General features: G+C 53.1%; 21 protein-coding genes and 2 pseudogenes. 6 read left to right on the top strand and 17 right to left on the bottom strand.

What is annotated here, in order from left to right; all coding sequences use genetic code 11:
- Positions 1–532: 532 nt before the first annotated feature.
- Positions 533–2,614, top strand: a complete 2,082-nt coding sequence (locus GTU79_RS17880; RefSeq protein WP_253073356.1) for a sigma 54-interacting transcriptional regulator — start codon at positions 533–535, stop codon at positions 2,612–2,614.
- A 274-nt stretch (positions 2,615–2,888) separates the two neighbouring features.
- On the top strand, positions 2,889–3,086 hold the full coding sequence (locus GTU79_RS30610) for a PRD domain-containing protein (RefSeq protein ID WP_253073357.1): 198 nt from the start codon (positions 2,889–2,891) through the stop codon (positions 3,084–3,086).
- Between the two features lie 73 nt (positions 3,087–3,159).
- Here the strand turns inward: GTU79_RS30610 and alsE are convergent.
- The 11 genes and pseudogenes from alsE to GTU79_RS31160 form a co-directional block, all read right to left on the bottom strand.
- Positions 3,160–3,842 (bottom strand): annotated as a pseudogene (alsE, locus tag GTU79_RS17885) (D-allulose 6-phosphate 3-epimerase).
- Positions 3,843–4,889: a galactitol-1-phosphate 5-dehydrogenase gene (locus GTU79_RS17890; RefSeq protein ID WP_203523319.1), complete on the bottom strand. Its 1,047-nt coding sequence runs from the start codon at positions 4,887–4,889 to the stop codon at positions 3,843–3,845.
- Between the two features lie 36 nt (positions 4,890–4,925).
- Positions 4,926–5,489, bottom strand: a complete 564-nt coding sequence (locus GTU79_RS17895; RefSeq protein WP_203523320.1) for an SIS domain-containing protein — start codon at positions 5,487–5,489, stop codon at positions 4,926–4,928.
- Complete coding sequence (locus tag GTU79_RS30615) at positions 5,490–5,678, bottom strand: hypothetical protein (protein WP_253073715.1); 189 nt, start codon at positions 5,676–5,678, stop codon at positions 5,490–5,492.
- A complete protein-coding gene (locus tag GTU79_RS30620; protein WP_253073674.1) occupies positions 5,600–5,869 on the bottom strand; it encodes a hypothetical protein in 270 nt (89 codons plus the stop codon). The genes GTU79_RS30615 and GTU79_RS30620 overlap by 79 nt, the downstream gene beginning before the upstream one ends.
- Positions 5,869–6,528, bottom strand: coding sequence for an alcohol dehydrogenase catalytic domain-containing protein (locus tag GTU79_RS30625; protein ID WP_253073358.1), 660 nt, complete (start codon positions 6,526–6,528; stop codon positions 5,869–5,871). The genes GTU79_RS30620 and GTU79_RS30625 overlap by 1 nt, the downstream gene beginning before the upstream one ends.
- Before the next feature lie 56 nt (positions 6,529–6,584).
- Positions 6,585–6,875, bottom strand: coding sequence for a PTS system mannose/fructose/sorbose family transporter subunit IID (locus tag GTU79_RS30630; protein WP_253073359.1), 291 nt, complete (start codon positions 6,873–6,875; stop codon positions 6,585–6,587).
- 64 nt (positions 6,876–6,939) lie between these two features.
- Positions 6,940–7,440 carry a PTS system mannose/fructose/sorbose family transporter subunit IID gene (locus GTU79_RS30635; RefSeq protein WP_253073360.1) on the bottom strand — a complete coding sequence of 167 codons (501 nt, stop codon included), beginning with the start codon at positions 7,438–7,440 and terminating at the stop codon, positions 6,940–6,942.
- Positions 7,441–7,455: 15 nt separating this feature from the next.
- Entirely contained in the window at positions 7,456–8,199 is a 744-nt protein-coding gene (locus GTU79_RS17910) for a PTS mannose/fructose/sorbose/N-acetylgalactosamine transporter subunit IIC (protein ID WP_203523323.1), read from the bottom strand.
- Positions 8,200–8,251: 52 nt separating this feature from the next.
- Complete coding sequence (locus GTU79_RS17915) at positions 8,252–8,680, bottom strand: PTS sugar transporter subunit IIB (RefSeq protein WP_214513211.1); 429 nt, start codon at positions 8,678–8,680, stop codon at positions 8,252–8,254.
- Between the two features lie 289 nt (positions 8,681–8,969).
- Positions 8,970–9,137 carry a PTS sugar transporter subunit IIA domain-containing protein gene (locus GTU79_RS31160; RefSeq protein ID WP_338091413.1) on the bottom strand — a complete coding sequence of 56 codons (168 nt, stop codon included), beginning with the start codon at positions 9,135–9,137 and terminating at the stop codon, positions 8,970–8,972.
- Between the two features lie 413 nt (positions 9,138–9,550).
- Here GTU79_RS31160 and GTU79_RS17925 point away from each other — a divergent pair, with 413 nt between their 5' ends.
- The 3 genes and pseudogenes from GTU79_RS17925 to GTU79_RS17935 all read left to right on the top strand — a co-directional run bounded on the left by GTU79_RS17925 (position 9,551) and on the right by GTU79_RS17935 (position 11,804).
- Positions 9,551–10,279, top strand: coding sequence for a GntR family transcriptional regulator (locus GTU79_RS17925; protein WP_203523326.1), 729 nt, complete (start codon positions 9,551–9,553; stop codon positions 10,277–10,279).
- A 188-nt stretch (positions 10,280–10,467) separates the two neighbouring features.
- Positions 10,468–10,587, top strand: a pseudogene (locus GTU79_RS17930) (PTS sugar transporter subunit IIB); the annotation flags it as partial.
- Positions 10,588–10,895: 308 nt separating this feature from the next.
- The gene (locus GTU79_RS17935; protein ID WP_214513212.1) at positions 10,896–11,804 is read left to right on the top strand and encodes a Kdo hydroxylase KdoO; all 909 of its coding nucleotides are present in this window, start codon (positions 10,896–10,898) and stop codon (positions 11,802–11,804) included.
- A 139-nt stretch (positions 11,805–11,943) separates the two neighbouring features.
- Here the strand turns inward: GTU79_RS17935 and GTU79_RS17940 are convergent, their stop codons facing one another.
- The 5 genes from GTU79_RS17940 to GTU79_RS17960 all read right to left on the bottom strand — a co-directional run bounded on the left by GTU79_RS17940 (position 11,944) and on the right by GTU79_RS17960 (position 16,408).
- Positions 11,944–12,300 carry a hypothetical protein gene (locus tag GTU79_RS17940; RefSeq protein WP_214513213.1) on the bottom strand — a complete coding sequence of 119 codons (357 nt, stop codon included), beginning with the start codon at positions 12,298–12,300 and terminating at the stop codon, positions 11,944–11,946.
- Positions 12,297–13,844, bottom strand: coding sequence for an FUSC family protein (locus tag GTU79_RS17945; protein ID WP_214513214.1), 1,548 nt, complete (start codon positions 13,842–13,844; stop codon positions 12,297–12,299). Before GTU79_RS17945 ends, GTU79_RS17940 begins: the two co-directional genes overlap by 4 nt.
- Entirely contained in the window at positions 13,844–14,710 is an 867-nt protein-coding gene (locus GTU79_RS17950; protein ID WP_132927625.1) for an efflux RND transporter periplasmic adaptor subunit, read from the bottom strand. The genes GTU79_RS17945 and GTU79_RS17950 overlap by 1 nt, the downstream gene beginning before the upstream one ends.
- Positions 14,707–14,922 (bottom strand): DUF1656 domain-containing protein, encoded by a 216-nt coding sequence (locus tag GTU79_RS17955; RefSeq protein ID WP_132927624.1) that lies wholly within the window; start codon positions 14,920–14,922, stop codon positions 14,707–14,709. Before GTU79_RS17955 ends, GTU79_RS17950 begins: the two co-directional genes overlap by 4 nt.
- 223 nt (positions 14,923–15,145) lie before the next feature.
- Complete coding sequence (locus tag GTU79_RS17960) at positions 15,146–16,408, bottom strand: PucR family transcriptional regulator (protein WP_214513215.1); 1,263 nt, start codon at positions 16,406–16,408, stop codon at positions 15,146–15,148.
- 267 nt (positions 16,409–16,675) lie between these two features.
- Between GTU79_RS17960 and GTU79_RS17965 the strand changes: the two genes are divergently transcribed.
- Entirely contained in the window at positions 16,676–17,272 is a 597-nt protein-coding gene (locus GTU79_RS17965) for an ATP-dependent Clp protease proteolytic subunit (RefSeq protein WP_420854111.1), read from the top strand.
- Positions 17,273–17,419: 147 nt separating this feature from the next.
- On the opposite strand, the gene GTU79_RS17970 is transcribed toward GTU79_RS17965, so the two are convergent.
- The gene (locus GTU79_RS17970) at positions 17,420–19,012 is read right to left on the bottom strand and encodes an ABC transporter substrate-binding protein (protein ID WP_203523782.1); all 1,593 of its coding nucleotides are present in this window, start codon (positions 19,010–19,012) and stop codon (positions 17,420–17,422) included.
- Positions 19,013–19,049 lie beyond the last annotated feature (37 nt).

Raw genomic sequence — 19,049 nt, forward strand, 5'->3', positions numbered from 1 at the left:
TTTTTAATATGTCGGGATGGATAAAAACAGTCCGAGAAGGAATATTTATTGCGCCGCCTGTCCAGTAAAAGGTGATGTCCATCACACAGGATCCTAAAACAAGGCGGGACGTCGCCTCGCCCGTCCGGGTCCGAAGCGGGATTTGTCTTCTTCGGTTCAGCCATTGAAGCCGCCGACTATGTGCCCTTGACAAGGAGGTTGATCGTGAAAGCACACCGGAACGACAGAGGGTTGGTTCAGTCGGGGAAGGGAATCGGGGTATTCCATTCAATGGAATATAACTTGACAATGTCAAGATAACTTATATATCGATAATGCTCACAGTACCCGGCGGGTAAAATTACCATAATAATGAAACCTATATACATAATAAAAGGTCAATCATGATGACCAGAAAACAGAACATATTGCATCTTCTCACTGAATTATGCGAAACCTGCCCCGAGGGAATCACTACCCTACAAATTGCTCAACGGTTGGAAATATCGCGACCCAATGTGAGTAACGATCTCAACCTGCTAATGCGTGAAGGGTGCTGGGCAAATCCGATAGTCGCCCCGTACGCTATTTTGTCAAAGACAAAGGAACAACGGTAAACACCGATCGTCCTCCGCGCCCGTTGGATCCTTTCAATTATCTCATCGGCTATAACGGCAGCCTGAAAAAGCAAATTTCCCAGGCTAAGGCAGCGGTAATTTACCCGCCGCACGGGTTGCATACCCTGCTGACCGGCGATACCGGCGTCGGTAAAAGCTTGTTTGCCAACCTGATGTACAACTACGCTATTTTTCAAGGCCGTCTGGTGAAAAAATCGCCGTTTATCGTATTCAACTGCGCTGACTATGCCAATAATCCGCAACTGCTGGTCTCGCATATTTTCGGTCACGTGAAAGGGGCGTTCAGCGGTGCGTCCAAAGATAAATTGGGCTTGATAAGCGAAGCGAATCAGGGAGTGTTATTCCTAGACGAAGTACACCGCCTGCCGCCGGAAGGCCAGGAGATGATTTTCTATTTTATGGATACCGGCACTTACGGCCTACTGGGGGAAACTAAGCGTAACCGTAAAGCGGAAATATTCCTGGTCTGCGCCACCACCGAGGAACCGAATTCCGCCTTATTATCCACCTTCCTGCGGCGGATACCGATTAAAATCAACCTGCCCAATCTGGCCAACCGGGAACCGGGAGATCAGGTTGAGCTGCTGAAGTTCCTGATCGGCATTGAAGTGAGAAAAATCAACCGTCCCCTGTCCATGGATGTAGAAAGCGCCAAGGCCATAATCGGCTCGTCCTTTTCAGGCAATGTCGGTAAGCTGAAATCCACCATTCAATCGGTTTGCGCGCAATTTTTCGCTAATGACCCCCGCCACGACGAGCCGTTGGCGATACGCTTTGAGGCGCTCCCTTCCGATATCAAAATCGGCATTTTCAACCTGACCCGGGATAACGATTATCTGGTGGGTCTGCAGCGTGCGCTGGGTGAGGAAATCACCATAAATCCCGATGATCCCGGTCCTGAACTCCGGCAATGTCCCGATATCGATGTTAATAGACATGATACACCTTTTCAGGTTTATGATTTTATTGATAATAAAATAGAGCTTATGCTGGAGCAGAATTTTTCCGATAAAGATATTAATCGTTTCATTACCTCAGAAATCAATAATTACATTGCCTGCAATCTGCCTTTTAATCGCAACCGTCTCGACCACGGCGTGAGCCAGAAAACCCTGGCGTTTTGCCAATCCATCAAGGTTGAACTTGAAGTGCAGTTGGGCAAGAAATTCAGCGAGGGATTTCTACTGTCTCTGGGTTATCATCTCGATAATCTGATGAATAATAAAAACCAGCCCAGGGCCACGATCTGGGCACGGCGATATCAGGTCAACAAGCTCGAAGAGTACAATTCGGCGTTAACGATCAAGCGGCGGCTTAATAAGGAATTCGACATCTTTATCAGCAATGACGAGGTCGCTTATATCACCCTTCTTCTGGCGTCCCTGGTAGTGAGGGAACGGGAAAAGCATATCCATGTCATCGTCGCCACCCACGGGGATAACATTGCCAGCAATATGGCCGATATCGCAAGAAAACTCATTGCCGAGAACAATATTTCCGCCGTGGATATGCCGCTGGATATTCGCCCCAATCAGGCGATTGATCAAATCAAGCACTGCATCAGCACCACGCCGAATACCAAGGGTTTTTTACTGTTGGTGGATATGGGGTCTCTACTGCAGGCCGGGGCAATTATTTCACAGGATTGCCATATTGCCATCCGAACTCTTGACATGGTCTCTACTCCCCTGGTGATAGAGGCATTACGACGCACGGTGATCCTCAATGCCGAGCTGGACGATATCTACTTCAGCCTATTGCACTTCAAGGGGTATGGGGCCGGCGAGCGACAGCTCCCGCCGGCGGACAATAAGCCTCTAGCGATATTGGCTATTTGTTCCTCCGGCGAGGGCATCGCCAAAAACTGCAGGTGTTCCTGCGTTCGGTACTGGATGAGATGGATCGTAAAGATATCAACATCATTAATCTTTCGGTCGATGACATGCTCGGCAGCATCCATAACCTCATGTCCGAATACCAGGTACTTGTATCCGTAGGCGTGATAGATCCCGATATCAATGTACCGCATATTCCCTTGTCGCAATTTTCTCACCCCAGGAGAAATCACCTTCCAGACGATCATCGGCGGCAATTTCCTCTCGCGTCGGTAGCGGATAATCCGGTCACCCTGACAAAATTATCCGAACAGTATCTGCAGGATTTTTGGTGTTTCTCAATCCGAAAAGATTGTCCCCATCGTGATGTCGTTTATCCATATCCTGAGGGAAAACGTCATTTAGAGGATTCGGCACCAGCCTACTGAATATCTGTGTGCATACCTGTCTGGCGTTGGAACGTTCTTTGCGTAATGAGACCATCGGCTATAACAAGCAGAATCGCGAACAGTACCTGTCGAGTCAGGCCTTCGCGCTTTATCGGGCGGCAAACGATGATTTGGAAAACACGCTGGGCATTAAACTCAGCGAAGACGAACTGCTCTATATTATGGATATGCTGGAAGACAAATAAATCGTTGAACCAAATAAACACGCGCCATACTCTTTCACCTTGTACCAAGAGAAAAGTATGGCGCGTAATGCAGCTAACGAGCGAGTGCCTCGGTCAATTCCTCCTGCATCATCCGCCAGGCAACGACAATTTCCTTATCGAGGTTAAACAGTCCGCTCGAACCAAGAATCAGGATATCCGATCCGGCGTTAACCAGGGCTGAATAGGTTGCCTTATTGCACGAGCCGTCGATCTCGATGAGATATTTCAGCTGATGTCGTTGCCGATAATCGGCAAATTGTCTGATTTTATTCAGCATGGCGGGGATAAACGCCTGGCCGGCAAAACCAGGATCCACCGTCATAATCGTCACCTTATCGATCATATCAAGATAGAGGACAACATCATCGATAGGGTTTCCGGATTCAAGACCAGGCCGCATTCCATTCCCAGTCCTCTGATGCTGTCGATAAGCCGGAAAGCCTGACCGTTCACCGTTTCGGCGTGAAAGCTGATCATGTCGGCCCCCGCCGCCGCCAGCGGCTTCACATACGCCTCCGGATTGGTGACCATCAGGTGGCAATCAATGGGCGAGGCTGCCGCCTTTTTTAACTGGCCGACAAAATAAGGGGACAGGGTCATATTGGGTACAAAATGCCCATCCATAATATCCACATGAAAATAGGCGATTTTGCCGTTAAAAAATAAAACCTGCGCCTCGAAAGACATTAAATCCATGCACATTAATGAGGGTGCGATAGCGGGAGTTTTCATCATTCATTCCTCGGCAACCATCATGCCTTTACAGATAAATTCACGCCGGTTCCTGATGGTATCAAAGAGATCGGCAAGCTGTGAAATATCGACCTGACGGGAAATCAAATCGCTGACCGGTAATTTACCCGAGCTTATCGCTAAAGCCGCATCCGCCCATTCATCATGGGGCATACGCTTATATGCCGAGTTATAAATTCCGATAATTTCCGCCTCCTTGCGCATGAACCGGTCGTAGGTTTCCCGTGCAAGCGCCATATCTCCGTGCGGATTACCCAGCAACACCACCTTGCCGAAGGTCCGGCAGGCCATTAATGCCTGCGACAGCCCGCTGGCCGATCCACTGCCTTCAATCGTGACATGGGCCCCGAATCCCCCGGTCAATTGCCGGACCCATTCCACCGGATCCGACTCGCCGGCGAGCAGAACATGCTGGAAACCCAGCGTGCGGCAAAATGACACCTTATCGGGATCGGTATCGATCAGCATAATCTTACCGGCGCCATAGAGCCGCGCCCAGCGCGCGGTCAACAGCCCTATCGTGCCGGCGCCGAAAATAGCCACCGAATCGTTCAGATCAAGCCGCGCGCTGCGCAGGACATGCATACCGATAGTGGCCGGTTCAAGCATCGCCGCGTCGGTGTAGCCGACGGTATCGTCAAACAATACCAGATTGAATTCGGGCACGGTAACGTACTCGCTGAATCCGCCGTCGCGCCGGGAACCGTAAGAGCTGTAGTTCAGACAGCGGGGATAAACATGATCTTGGCAAAATTCACACTGTCCGCAAGGGATAATGGGAAATACCGCGGCTTTGCGCCCTGACAGCGCCGGGTTGACTCCCGGCCCGACGGTTTCGATCCTACCGGAAAATTCATGGCCCAGCACACGGGGAAATGCCGGCGTCCCCGTCTGAAAAGCCCGGGGAATATCGGACCCGCATATTCCCGCGGCCATCACCTTCATCAACACCTCGCCCGGCCGCGGCGCCGGTTTATCCCGTTCCTGCAGCGCCAGATGACCCACCTGGGTTAATGCCACCACTTTCATATCATTCTCCTCATAGCGAACAACACCGTAGCGCGGCTATTCAAGATTCGCGTGATTACCGGCGACCTCAGCCAGGGATAATTCTTTTATTGCCATAATGCGCAAGCAGACCAGATCGCCGAATATCACCAAAACCTGCTCGAACAAGGTGGTCATCGGCTGTATGGAGGTAAAGGCGCCTTGCCCCGATTTTGAGCCGCAATGAAAATCCACGATGACATCGGCCACTTGCGCGATGGAACTGGCGGGATTGGAGGTTAAATGAACCAGCGTGGCGCCGTATTTTTTGGCGCAACCGGCGATATGCTTGGGGAAAATCGATTCCCCCGAACCGGATCCCACCACCAGGACATCTCGGGGGCCGATGGGCGGTTCATTGATATCACCCACCACGCAGGCTTTAATCCCCACATGATTCAAACGCTTGACCGCGGTTTCCAACGCCAGCAGAACGCGTCCCACACCGACAAAAAATACGGTGTCCGCCTTCAGCAACGCCGCAACATAAGCCTGTATCTGTTCCTCTTCGATGCCTCTGAGCACCGAGGCGATTTCAGCGGTCACCCGGTCTACGGTCTCAACATATTGAAAATTGCTCATTTAAATCACCATCATTCCCTTACAGAAGAGAACCTTGTTTTCGTGGATAAGATCAAACAACCCGGATAACCCTTCGATGCCCACTTCCTGAGTGATGAGATCGCCGACCTTCAGTTTTCCCGATTGAATGGCCGCGGCGGCGTCCTGCCATTCATCATGGGGGAACTGTTTATAGATGGAGTTGAACACCCCAGGATACGGGCCTCCTTACGCATGAACCTGTCATAGATTTCACGGGGAATATTCATGTCAACATGAGGATTTCCCAGCATCAGTACCCGGCCGAACACCCGGCAGGACATCAACGCATTAACCAGTCCGGCCGCAGAGCCGCTGCCCTCAACGCACACATCCGCGCCGTACCCGCCGGTATGCTGCATCACCCAGGCCACCGGATCGGTTTCGCTGGCATTACAGAGGAGTCAAAACCCAGCGACCGGCAGAAGTCGATTTTCTTCGGATCCACATCCACCATCAGCACCTGATTGGCGCCATAGATTTTAGCCCAGCGGGCAATCATGATGCCGATAGGCCCGGTACCGTAGATCACCACATTGTCATTAAGATCCAGATGCGCGCGCCGCATGACATGCAAACCCACTACCGCCGGTTCAAGCATTGCCGCTTCCCGCAAATCGGCGGCGTCGTCCAGCAAGACCAGATTAAATTCCGGAACGGTCAAGTATTCGCTAAATCCCCCGTCCTGCCGCGAACCGAAGTAGCTGTAATTTGTACACTTCGAATAATGACGTTCCTGGCAAAAACGGCATTGGTTACAGGGCACCAACGGAAAAATGGCGGTTTTTCTGCCCAATAAAGACGGACTCACATCCGGCCCGACGGCGTCGATCTGGCCGGCGAATTCATGGCCGAGAACGGTTGGATAATGATAAGGGCCATTGACAAAAGCGCGCGGTATATCGGAACCGCATATTCCAGCCGCTTTGACTTTCACCAAAACTTCTCCTGCGCCCGGCTGCGGGACAGATCTCTCCTGCAGCTCAAATTTACCGAGCTGGGTCAGCGATAAGACTTTCATTTCCCTCTCCTTTAATTCCAGCGCCCTAAGACACTGGAACTGATAACGTGAATCTATTAAGCGGCGGGTACGGCGAGAATATTTAAATAAGAGCAGATCACCCCGACAATAAATATCACCGCAATAACCGTGTTGGGTTTCATTTGACGGTTAATCATTTTCAAAATACCCAGTGTAATCACTAGGGGAATAAGCGAGGGCAATAGTGTATTCAGAATATCTTGAAACACGACATGCACACCATTTATATTAATGATCGCCGGCGTGATGATATTCACCCTGGACGCAGCCATGCCGCCCACCACCATCAAGCCTATTAGCCCGAAAGCATCGGTTAATTTATCCATTAACCCCTTTCGCAGAATATCAAGAATAACCGTACGTCCTTTACGGTAGCCGAGGAAAACATGTTCAGGCTACAAAAATCATAATAGCCTTATAACCCACTTCAAACAGAATCGGTCCGGCCAGGTTTCCCTGAATCGCCAGATTACATGCTATCGCCGCCAGTATAGAGTAGACAATGGCCTGCAGGGTATCACCGATACCCGCCACCGGCCCCATCAGGCCGGAACGTAGCGAGGCAATCGCCTCGGCCGGTAAATCCGCTCCATTGGCGCGCTGTTCTTCCATGGCGGTCGTGACGCCGGTAATAACCAATCCGCAAAACGAGGGTTCGGTATTGTAGAATGTCAGATATTTTTTCAGTTCTTTAACCTGACGGACTTTATCATTCGGATAAAGCTTACGGATAACCGGCACCATGGCATTAGTTTGTCCCAATGCCTGTAGGCGTTCATAGTTATAACAGGTTTCGGATGAATAATTCAGCGCCCAGGTTTTCAGTAATTCTTTTTTGGTGAGCGTCGGTACAGTCCGAACGTCTTCTTCAGCAATTTTATCTATAGTCATGATAGCGCCTGCTCCTTATCCTTTAATAATGGATATAGTCCGATCGGAGTTCAGAATAATCGCCGCGATAATGGCAAATACCGCGATGGCCATAATACCCAGATGTAAAAATGCCACTAAAAAGAAACCCAGGTAAAAGAACGGCATTAACCGTTTTTTTCCCAGGAACGATACCAGCATGGCGATACCCAGCGCCGGCATGATGCCGCCGATGACCTGGAAAGCGCTCACTAGACTCGGCGGGATCATCGCCAGCATCTGTTTCATGAAATCGGCGCCGAAATACACCATACAAAAGGCCGGCAGGCCTACCAGCACCAATGCCACAAAAAACGACGGCACATAATTCATCATGCGCATGCCGGTAATATTGCCGCGATCCAGCATGGCTTCCGCCTTATGGACCCACAGGGCGTTAATGCTCATCGAGGCCTGGAAAGTCAAAATGCCCAGCAATGAGAACGGCACGGCGAATACCACGGCGGTTGAGGGTTCAGCGCCGCTGAGGATGGTCATCGCCGTACCGAATACCGAGGCGACGGGCAGGTTTCCCGGCATGGTGCCGCCGACAGTCATCCAGCCCAGGTAAGCCAGGTTGATATAAGCGGCGGCTTTCATCCCCTCGATAGGCGAACCTAACGCCAGGGCAACCAGAAAACCCGAGATGATGGGGTATAACCAAGTGCGGGTAACCAAATGCGTTACCCACCAATTACTGAGTATGGCGATCAAGGCGACCAGAATGGCTGAGATTAGCATACAATATTTCCTTTGATGGCGTAGGAGTACGGTACAACTGTTTTGTTTGATTTTATAATAACGGCATTAATTCCATCGGAGCATCGTTGGGCAGAACCTGAATATGGATCGGCAGGCCAATCGTATTGATTTGTTGAAACGCTTTTCGTTCTTTATCGGAAGCGGCGAGATTACGGTACAGCCGGGAACGGTTTTCGTTTACGCCCATGCCACCGATGGTTAATTCATCGAAAACCACTCTGCCTTCCAGCATTTTCAGAACAGGGATCGGGCTTTTTACCAAAATGATAATTTGGTCATTTTTACCGTCATTGCTAATAGCATTCAAAATGTCTATTGCTGTTTCGGCATTATAGATATTCAATGTCATATGGCTGGGTACGGCCATTTCCAGCACTGATATCATAAACTCATCGTTAACAAGCTCATCATCGACAATAATAATTCTATTGGCATTGAGATGCTTAACCCAGCCGGTCATCACCTGACCGTGAATCAATCTATCATCGATACGTAATAATGCAATTTTGACATTTTATAACTCCATGAATTTACATCGGTTTAATTGCATTGCGTCCCACGGTTATCGCCAGATCAACCAAATCGTCCAGATTGGGTACCTCCCGGCGTTCTAATAAAATATTCACTAGCATCGGTATATTGATGCCGGCAATCACTCGTGTGGACTTGCGGTTTTTGCAAAATAGGTGGAAGCATTGAACGGACTGCCGGAAAACATATCCACCACAAAAGCACGGCTAAATCAGCCGCTACCGTCTCGATAATGCCGGCGAGTTTTTGATTAAGCTTTCAAGATTCTCTCCTGGCATAAAATCCACCGTTACCACGTTTTCCTGTCTACCAATTAACATATTCGACGTTGCTATCAGCTCATTAGCCAATTTTCCATGCGTTACAATAATGACTGTACATTCCATGCTTGATGACTCCTTTGCATGAATTTATTTATTCGAACCCCATCCCATAGCAACGCCTTTGGAGTCTCGAATTCCGCCGGGCTGTTGATGTACTATTGCATTGCAGGAAGCGCGCCAACTTTTCAATCAACGCTAACCAATTGATTTAATACCTTAAAATTTACGTAATCATCAGTGTATCCCTTAACGTGGCAGTGTTTTATCTTACTGGGGACAGTGTATCCCTCGATTGAGTACCGCTGTTGATAGCCGCTATGGCGCGAACGGCCGATCTTTGAGCTATTGATCAACACAAAATTTATTATTCGGAATCTCGCTGGCGCGCTCGGGGTCACGCCGGATAGCCCGTCACAGGAAAGTAAAGTGGCAAAAGTCTGCCGGGTCACCCTTTATTGAGATAATGGAGACTCGGCATGGAAAACGAACTCGAACAGGCCGCGCCGCTTTATCTGCATATTGCCCGGGGTATTCGCCAACGTATTGAGTTCGGCGACTATCCGCTCGGGTCGCTGTTGCCGCCGGAAGGGGAATTATGCCGAGCCTACCGGTGCGGGCGGGCCACCCTGCGGGCCGCGGTGGAATTGCTGGCCCATCGCGGTTATCTGGTAAAAAAACAGGGCCGGGGCACCACGGTGACGTTGCCGCCATGGCTGGCGGATCCGTCGCTGCCGGTGGGGTTCAGCGATAAAATGGCGCAATTGGACCTGCGGCATCATACCGTCATACTTCATGACGCAACGCGGCAACCCGGCGCCGAACAGGGCCGCCTGCTGGGACTGTCCGGCCCTGAGCCGGTGCTGGCCCTGACGCTGCTGCGCTACGTGGAGGGACATCCGGCGCTGTATGAGGAAATCTTGCTGCCGGCAGCGCGATTTACCGGGCTGGACCGGGATAAAGTGGCCCGCAACGGCCTGTACGACACCCTGGCCCGCGACTATAATCTGCTTAGCATGCGCGCCTGGGACGACTATCGGCCCGTGGCGGCGCCGCCGGAGATTGCCCGGCATTTAAACCTGCCCGCCGGCCAGCCCTGTATTGAAATCACCCGGCTGTCCCGCTCGCGGGACATACCGTTCGAACTGACGGTAAGCCATACCAATACCGAATACTATCCGCTACGATTTCATTATCTACGAGGTTAATTATTACAGCGCTGCAAGGTTCGCTCCCCTTCCTTGCAGCCTTGCAATAAAACCATAGCATCTTGTAGCCTTCCGCCGTTTTTCTCCGTGCACAATGCCTGTGTCCCTTCTTTGCATCCACCCTGCCTGTTTTCCCCCACGGATGCGAAGACGGGATACGGTCAGTCTTAACGGCAAGGAAAAACATCATGGCAACTCCCAATATTCTCTTATTGCGCATCGATAATCGCCTGGTCCACGGACAGGTCGGCGTCGCATGGTCCTCTTCACTGGGCGCGAACCTGCTGCCGGCGGCGGAAAGCGCCATTTAATATGTGATTCAGGACACAGTTTCAACACAGCAAAAATACCCTCTCCCGGCCGCCGGATGGAAATACATCAATAAAACAGCTGATATATATTCCGGTGGATCCCCCCGCCGGTTCGATCTCAATTCGTTATGCCTATTATTCCGGGAGAAATACATTAACGTTCATGGATCATTACATTCTGGCGTTTGAAATATAGTTTTATTGTATTTAAGCTTCGTTTAATACTGATATTGTATTGCTCCAGAATATCGTGAGAGAGTTGATAACCAAGTATGACGGGTATATAGCAATAGCAAGGACATGATATGTCAGATAATAAAATTGTCTTTGAGCACGCCGTAACCACGTTTACCCATGAACGGTGGGACGCGGACGGGCAAGATGCGCCTTTCGCCCTGGAAGCGCTGGAAGAGGGAAAAATACTTTTTTTCCCCCACCTCTCGTTTAGCCTGACCGCGGATGAAATCGCCCTCCTGGATCCGACGCTGGTGGATCCGAAACGGAAGAATATCAGCTTCCAGCCGCTGAAAAACCGGCTCACCGGGGTGGCGGCGACGGAACGAATCCCGGCGGTACGGCATTTGCTTGAACGCTACTACCAGGACTGCTGCCGTCTGGCGGCGGCGATACTCCCCCTATACCGGCAGACCCTGCACAGCCCCGCCAATACCCTGCGGCTGCATCCGATTACCGCCTGGACAAACACCCCCTCATGGCGCAAAGACGATAGCCGCCTGCATGTGGATGCCTTCCCTTCACGCCCTACCCACGGCCAGCGCATACTGCGCATCTTCACCAATATCAATCCCAACGGGGAAAACCGCTCCTGGCGGGTGGGTGAGCCTTTTCCGCAGCTGGCGCAGCGCTTCCTGCCGAATCTCGGCCGCTACTCCCCGCTGAACAGCTGGCTGCTGAACAAGATGGGCATCACCAAAACCCGCCGCAGCCACTATGACCATCTGATGCTGCAGCTGCACGACGCCATGAAGTCGGACCGGGATTACCAGCAGTACGGACCGCAGCTGGCGGTGGATTTCCCCCCCGGCAGCAGCTGGATCTGTTTTTCCGATCAGACGCCCCACGCGGCGATGAACGGGCAATTCATGCTGGAACAGACTTTTTTCTTGCCGCCGGAGGCCATGAAAAATCCTCGCCGCGCGCCGGTAAAGGTACTGGAGTCTCTGCTGCATAAGCCGCTGATTCAGCCTTTTTGACGTCGATCCCGTCCGGCGAGGTCGGCGCTGCCCGGTTTATCCTGCGCGGCGCGTTCGGGCCAAAGCCCGGACAATCGCGCATTCAGCCGCCCCGCTCCCCGCCCGCGGCGTGCCCGTGCAAATGCCCGTGTAAATTCCCTTATAATAAATAGCGCAGTACAGTGCCGGTTTCCCACCAATACCCCCAGTCGCTATCATCCCCCTTAGCCAGGTAGGTCTCAGTCAATGCCAGGCAAAGGGCATAATTTCCCTGCATCAATGCGTCAATAAAGGCCGCCGGGAAAAACGGTTCCGCCGGGGAGCGCCGTCCCGCCCGTGACCTTATCCGGCTGATGGCGAGAATCACGCAGCAGAACCGGACAAAGCGCTGTTTCTCCGGGGAGCGCGGCATCATCCTGGTGAGAAAAAGCGCGCTGTAGACATAGTCTTCAAACGGCCCGTGCCGGGCTTCCCGCGCCATATCGCCGGTAAAACGATCGGAAATGGCGCGGGTCATCCGTACCAGTTTGGCCCGGTCGGCGCTTTGGGGAATGAAATAAAGACCACGGCGACGATAAGCACGCTAAAGACCGCCGCCACCGCCATATTGGCAAAGCGGGAAAAATCATAGTCCATGGGGTTGGCAAAATTAATCAGAAAAATGACCCCAGCATAAACACATGAAAAATATGAATGCAACGGGGAAAGGGATTTCCCCGCGCCGGCGAGCAACAGCACCGGGGTCATGGCCAGCATGGCGGGCAACAGTTCGGAGGCAGAGATAAACGCGTAGAACAACAGCACATAAGCCACCGGCACCGCCAGGACGACGGCGGCCAAGACCACCAGCACCAATTTGCTCACCGCGGGATAATGCGCGCCCAAGGCGCAGGAAATACCGATGAGTACGGTAAGGATATAGCCCATATCCCAGTCGTTCCCCAACCAGAAAAATACGCCCGCCAGGACGCTGCAAAAGGTCCGGACGGCATTCAGCAGCATTTCATGGCTATCGCGAAACACCCGGGCCCCGGCAAATACTTGCCCCGTCCGGCTTTCCGCCCATCCGGCGGCCTCTGCCCCCGCGTCATCCAGACAGGAACGCAGGGTTAAACAGAAGTGTTGACCGGCGCGGTGGGCCATCAAACCGTCCGGCGGCCAAGGGGGCGCGGTATCGGGCGGAAAAGGACGCGGGCCCAGCCATTTTTCCACTTCATTGAGATAGTCCCCCGCATCCGCGCCGCTGTCATGCAGCAGCAGCGCGGACATGGAGTGCAGGGATAACAGGCCGCTCGCCGAGCTCAGCTGCCGGCGGGTAAGACGGGACTGCCGCCGGCGCAGGGTATTATCAGTGGCCGGAGACAGGGAGTCGTTCGCCGCCAGCAGTTCGGCATTCATCAAACCGGTCACCAGTTCATACCATCGCTGGAACAGCGCCCGTTCCGGCACATACCTGTGCAAGCAGGATTGGAACAGGTCCCGCATCCTGTGGCTATTACCCTGCGCCGCCTGCAAAAACAATCGATTATCCAGCCGGGACGGCAGCGCAAAGGTCACCAGCAGCGCGGCGGCCAGACCCAACGCGATTTCCGACAGCCGGGCCTGGCTGATGAAAAACAGCGTATAGGGCGTAGGCGACACCGAGATGCCGAAACCCACAATGGCCGACGTATAGCCGCACAGGGCGCAGCCATAGGTCACCATCCCGCTATAGCGGCCGGCAATATAAGTGCAAAGGGAGAGCCATAGCGCCAGATAGAGCGACATCAGCCAGGGCGCGTTCAGGCTGATGCCGGCAAGCCAGGTCACCATCAGGATACCCACCACGGTGCCCACCAGCCGGGCGATAAACTTGGCGATGAGCATCCCCTGGCTGGGGTAACTTACCACCGCCACCGTCATAATGGCCCAATAGGGTTTATCCAGCTGCAGAGAAAAAGCGGCCGCCCAGGCCAACAGCGTCGCCAGCCAAAAACGCAGGGCAAAAAAGTAATCCGGACGCTGGAAAAACCGGCCGATCTTCGCCATCGGTTCGGCGATGCTTTGCGCCGCCACCCCCATTAGCGGTCCCTTATTTTTACGGTGCAGGTGGTACCCGCGATCAGCGGCGGATAAGCCGCCCCGCCGTCCCGGCGGTCAATGGCAATCCGTACCGGAATCCGCTGCGCCAGACGAACCCAGGGATAATCGGGCTCAACGTTTTGCAATAGCTGCTCTCCGGTCGACGCGCTTTGATCGACGATTGCCCGTCCGATGCCGGTAATATGTCCGTACAGGGGTTGCCCGCCGTCATAAGGGTCGATTTCCACCGGTTTGCCGGCGGCAATATAGCGCAATTTTGTTTCTTCAAAATAGGCCATGACATAAAAGGAATTCGCATCCACCAGCGCCAGCAGGGATTGCCCGGCGCTGATGTAATTTCCTTCCCGTAATCCCAGATTGGTGACGTAACCGTCGGCGGGGGCATATATTTTGGTGCGGCTCAAGTCCAGACGGGCTTTTTTGATGGCAATGGTTGCCTGATCAATTTGATTATTCAATGAGGACAACGCTGTTTTGGCCGTTTCAAGATCTTCTTGGGAAATAACCTGATTGGTCAACCGCGCGCGCCGGGCGTATTGATGCAGCGCTTGGTCCCGCTGGATAATCAGCTGTGCCGATTTGGCCAGCGCGTTATCGAGGTTGATTTGATAATCGCTGGGATCGATGGCCAACAGCAGGTCGCCCCGGCTGACTTTCTGATCGTCGGTGATGGGCAGGTGGATCAGTTTGCCCGGCACCTCCGCCGCGATTTGTATAACTTCCCCCCGGATTTTGGCATCCCGGGTCCAGGGGCCGAGGGTGTAAAAATTCCACAGTCGATAGCTTACAACCACAATCATAAATAGCATGATCACACTGAGAATATATTTCCCAATCGCTTTCATAATAAGATTTCCAGCGAGATAATCACTTTATGGCTTAAATAAATACACAAAAACAAGACACCAAGATCAATAAGATTTGGATGCCAGAAATAACCGTTAAAAATGATATCCCGATAGGCTACACGCACCAGCAGCCAGATAAAAAAACCAAGTAAAATAACCCATATCAGTGCCGGGAAAAATATAATCGCTCCCAGCGTGAGATCTTTCATAAGGTCTCAACCATTATCAAAATCCCGGCATACCGGCGGTAAGCTGCGAATGCCATATACCGGGTAATCGTGGGTGGAAAAATGTTAAAGTATATATGAACCACCTTCTTGTCAATGGATGTTTTCGCGAAAATAATAATCCCCGGATAAATTGTATAGAGTCACAATGAATAGCGATTTTTTTCCAAATAAGGCGCATTCATTAGGGTTATTTCCACCGGCGCTATGCGTCCGGGTTTAGGGCAATTCGGGGACCGGCGCGACGGAGCTTGAGCGCCACATAGAGTTTTGTCGTCCAGCCCACGTCATCCAGCCGCGCCCCCAGCAGTTTTTCAATACGCTCCAGCCGATAGTTCAGCGTATTGGGATGAATACCCAGTACGCTTGCCGCCGCCTTCCGGCGCTGGCATTGCTCAAAGTAGGTTTCCAGGGTCAACAGCAGATCCGGATCGCCGGATAATTGTTCAATCAGCGAGACCAGATAACGTAACGTCGTATCGGTGCCGCGCACGCTCTCTTCCATAACAATATCGGAATAAAAATACACCCGGCGGCCATCGTCGCAGCGCATGCCGAAATCGAGGGCCCTGATAGCCTCATCCGCCGTGGAAGCCCATCCTCTTGCGCCCTGGCCCATCAGCCCCACTCCCATCATGGCCGATGAGGGCAAGGCTTCTCTCAGCTCGGCCACGCGACCCGCCATCATGCGATCGTTGGCATTCATGGCATTGCCCGGCACCGCCGGCACCCAGATAACCAGCCGCCCGTGGTGCCAGACACGCAACAGAAAATCCTCGGCTACGGTAAGCCGGCGCGCAATTCCTGACACCACGCTATCGAGTTCCTGGGCAAACTGCGGGGAATTGCTATCCGCCTCCGGGAGCTCCACGGCGAAAGCAATGCGGGGGGCAGACGGATCCAGCCCCAGCGCCGCCGCGGTTTTGTGGAATTCCCCGGTTTCTTCGGGAAAAGTGAAAATAATACCGTACAATTGGTGTTGTAAAGATTCCCGCCAGCGTGCCTGACGGAACTGTTCCTTGAGGTATGCCTGGGAAATCAGCTGCGCCATTTCATCAAAATACTCCAGCAAATAAGGCGAGATGTTAAACAGCAGCTCCCCGCGCAGGCTTTCGTTTCGTTCCGCGATAAGGATATACCCGCGCCATAATTCCAAGGCCCCCAGTCTGAACGCCCGCAGCAGCGCCGGCAGCGGCGTGCCCTGATGCACCCGCCGTTTGCCGAACTCCTGGAATAGCTGCAAATCCTCCTGCGAGGGCGGCGTTCCGTTCAAAATGGACCCGAACCAGAGACGGGCGGAAAAGGTGATGGATTCATTGACATCCAGCCTCACCACCGGCGTCAAATCGGCATATTCTTTCATTTTGGGCAACGATGAGAACACCCCGTCCGTCATAACCGTCAGATTGTCCGCCAGGGATAAGGTGTTTTCCCGCAGGGAGGGGGAAAGCGTCGGCACGTACAGCATAGCATTGTCTCCGGCCCTGCCGGCGGCAGGGAAATGATCATAACGGCCCCCGTCCCGAAAATCGGGCCCGATAACCCGGCACAGCCGTCCGGCGACCGTCGGGGAACAAAACGCAGCGTTCCGGCAAAACGTGCCGGCCGGCGATAAGTATAAATTTTTCGCGACCGTGGTGGATAGACCCGCCGCAAAGGTATGCTCCGTCCCGTCATTGGGGTAAGCTTAGGTAGCGCCAGAAAACTCACCTTATTCACAAGAGAGGAATGCTATGTGGTCTCAAGCAAAGAGAACGATGAAGACAAAGAGAAAGATCAACCGGCGATTTCTTCCTTTGCCCTGAACAAATTATTGGATGCCCGTTCCCTGATCATTTCCGGCGAGATCAATCAGGCATTGACCGAAAAGGTGGTGTCCCAGCTGTTGATTTTACAGGAAGTGAATGATAAGCCGATAAAAATCTTTCTCAACAGCCAGGGCGGGCATGTGGAAGCGGCCGATACCATCCATGACATCATCAAATTCATCAAGCCGGAAGTGCAGATAATCGGCACCGGCTGGGTGGCCAGCGCCGGCATTACCATTTTCCTGGCGGCGGAGAAAAAGAACCGCTTTGCCCTGCCCAATACCCGCTTTATGATCCATCAACCCCTCGGCGGCGTACAGGGACAGGCGACGGATATCGAAATCGAAGCCAAAGAGATCCTGCGCATGCTGGACCGGGTCAACAAGATGATAAGCGACGCCACCGGCCAGCCGCTGGAAAAAGTGCAGAAAGACACCGACCGCAACTTCTGGCTCACCGCGCCGGAAGCGTTGGATTACGGGTTGGTGGGACAGACCACCCCCCCCGAGAGGTCTCTTCCCTGACATTCCCCCCGCCGATAAAGTGCTGAGAACGCCGTTTATATCGGCGTTCTCAGGACATCCACCGGCCAAAGCTGCTTTGCCAATAGCGTTTAGGTTCTGTGGATTTTAACACCCCGTTGCTGGCCGCCGGCCTGGACCTCCTCCCGGTCAATGTTTGACCACGTAAAGATCCTTGGTGTAATACACCCCCAGCGGGCTCGGGCTGAAGCCGCCGATATAGGGTTTCACCAGCTGTACCGACACATAATGGTAGACCGGAATCGCCGGCACATCCCGGGCCAGGATATCTTCCGCCTGCTGGTAGTACCGGCCTCTTTGCGCCGCCGTGCCCGACCGGGCGGCAAGGGCAAGGGTCCGGTCATAGTCCGGATTGGCATATAGCGAGGTGTTTTCACTGTCGCCGGTGCGAAAGTTGTTCAAAAAGGTGGAAGCATCATCATAGTCGGCCACCCAGGCATAACGCACCAGATCAAAACCACCGCCGTGCATGGTGTCGAGCATGGTTTTCCATTCCTGGTTATGCAGCTTCACCTCGACGCCAAGATTTTTTCGCCACATCGAACTGGCGGCAATGGCGATGCGCTGGTGTGATTCAGACGTGTTGTACAGCAGGCCCAGCGTCAGCGGATGCCCGGCGGTAAATCCGGCCTGGGCCAATAATTTTTTCGCTTCGGTAATCCTTTTTTCCCGCGGCCATCCGGCATAGTCCGGTTTTTGCAGCGTCACGCCGCCGATTTTTTCCTGGCTTATCAGCCAGGCGGGAATTTGCCCCTGTCCCAGCACCTTACCGGCGATGATATCCTTATCCAGGCCAAGGTTAAGCGCTTGGCGCACGCGGCTGTCATTAAACGGCGCCTTGCGGGTATTGAACTCATAATAATAGGTGGCCAGTTTCGGCGAAATATGGACCTGATTGCCCAATTCCTGTTGCAGCGATGGGAATAACGTCTGCGGCACGGTATAGGTAATGTCGATTTCACCGGCCTTATAGCGGTTAACGTCGGCGGTTTCCGAACCGATGGGCAAATAGGTCACTTTGTTGATTTGGGTATGCCCGTCATCCCAGTACCGTTTATTACGCACGCCCGTCAGGCGCTCGTTCACCACCCATTCCGACAGGGTAAAGGGGCCGTTGCTGACGAAATGGCCCGGCTGGGTCCATTTATCCGCAAACTGAGCCACCGCCTTTTGCGGAACGGGCACCAGGGAGGGATGGGCCAGCATCGCGAGAAAATAGGCCGTCGGCTGCTCAAGGGTGATGGTCAGCGTCACGTCGTCCACCGCCTGGATACCCAGCGTTTCGGTTCCTTTTTTACCTTCGATAATCTGCCGCGCGTTCAGCAGGTGCATATTGGCAAGATAGCTTTCATAAGGCGAGGCGGTCTTGGGATCCACCAGGCGACGCCAGCTATAGACCACATCACCGGCGGTGAGGGGATCGCCGTTCGACCATTTCAGCCCCGGACGCAGATGGAAGGTCCACACGCGGTTGTCTTTGTTTTCCCAGCGGGCGGCCAGGCGGGGCCGGACATGGCCGTCATTGTCAATGCTCACCAGTCCTTCAAAAAAGTCGCTGATGATATTGAATTCCACATCGCTCTCCACTTTATGCGGATCGAGGGAAGCCGGTTCGCTGCCGTTATTGCGCACGATTTCCTGTTTGGCCGCCAGTTCGACGCCGGGCGGCACGGTGGCGGCGGTGGCGGGCAACGCCGCCCAAAAGCTCAGGCAGCTTAACATTAACAATGCCGCCCTGGCCGCCCTGGCGAAAGGGAAC

This window comes from Sodalis ligni (genome assembly GCF_016865525.2).
Lineage (GTDB): Bacteria > Pseudomonadota > Gammaproteobacteria > Enterobacterales > Enterobacteriaceae > Acerihabitans > Acerihabitans ligni.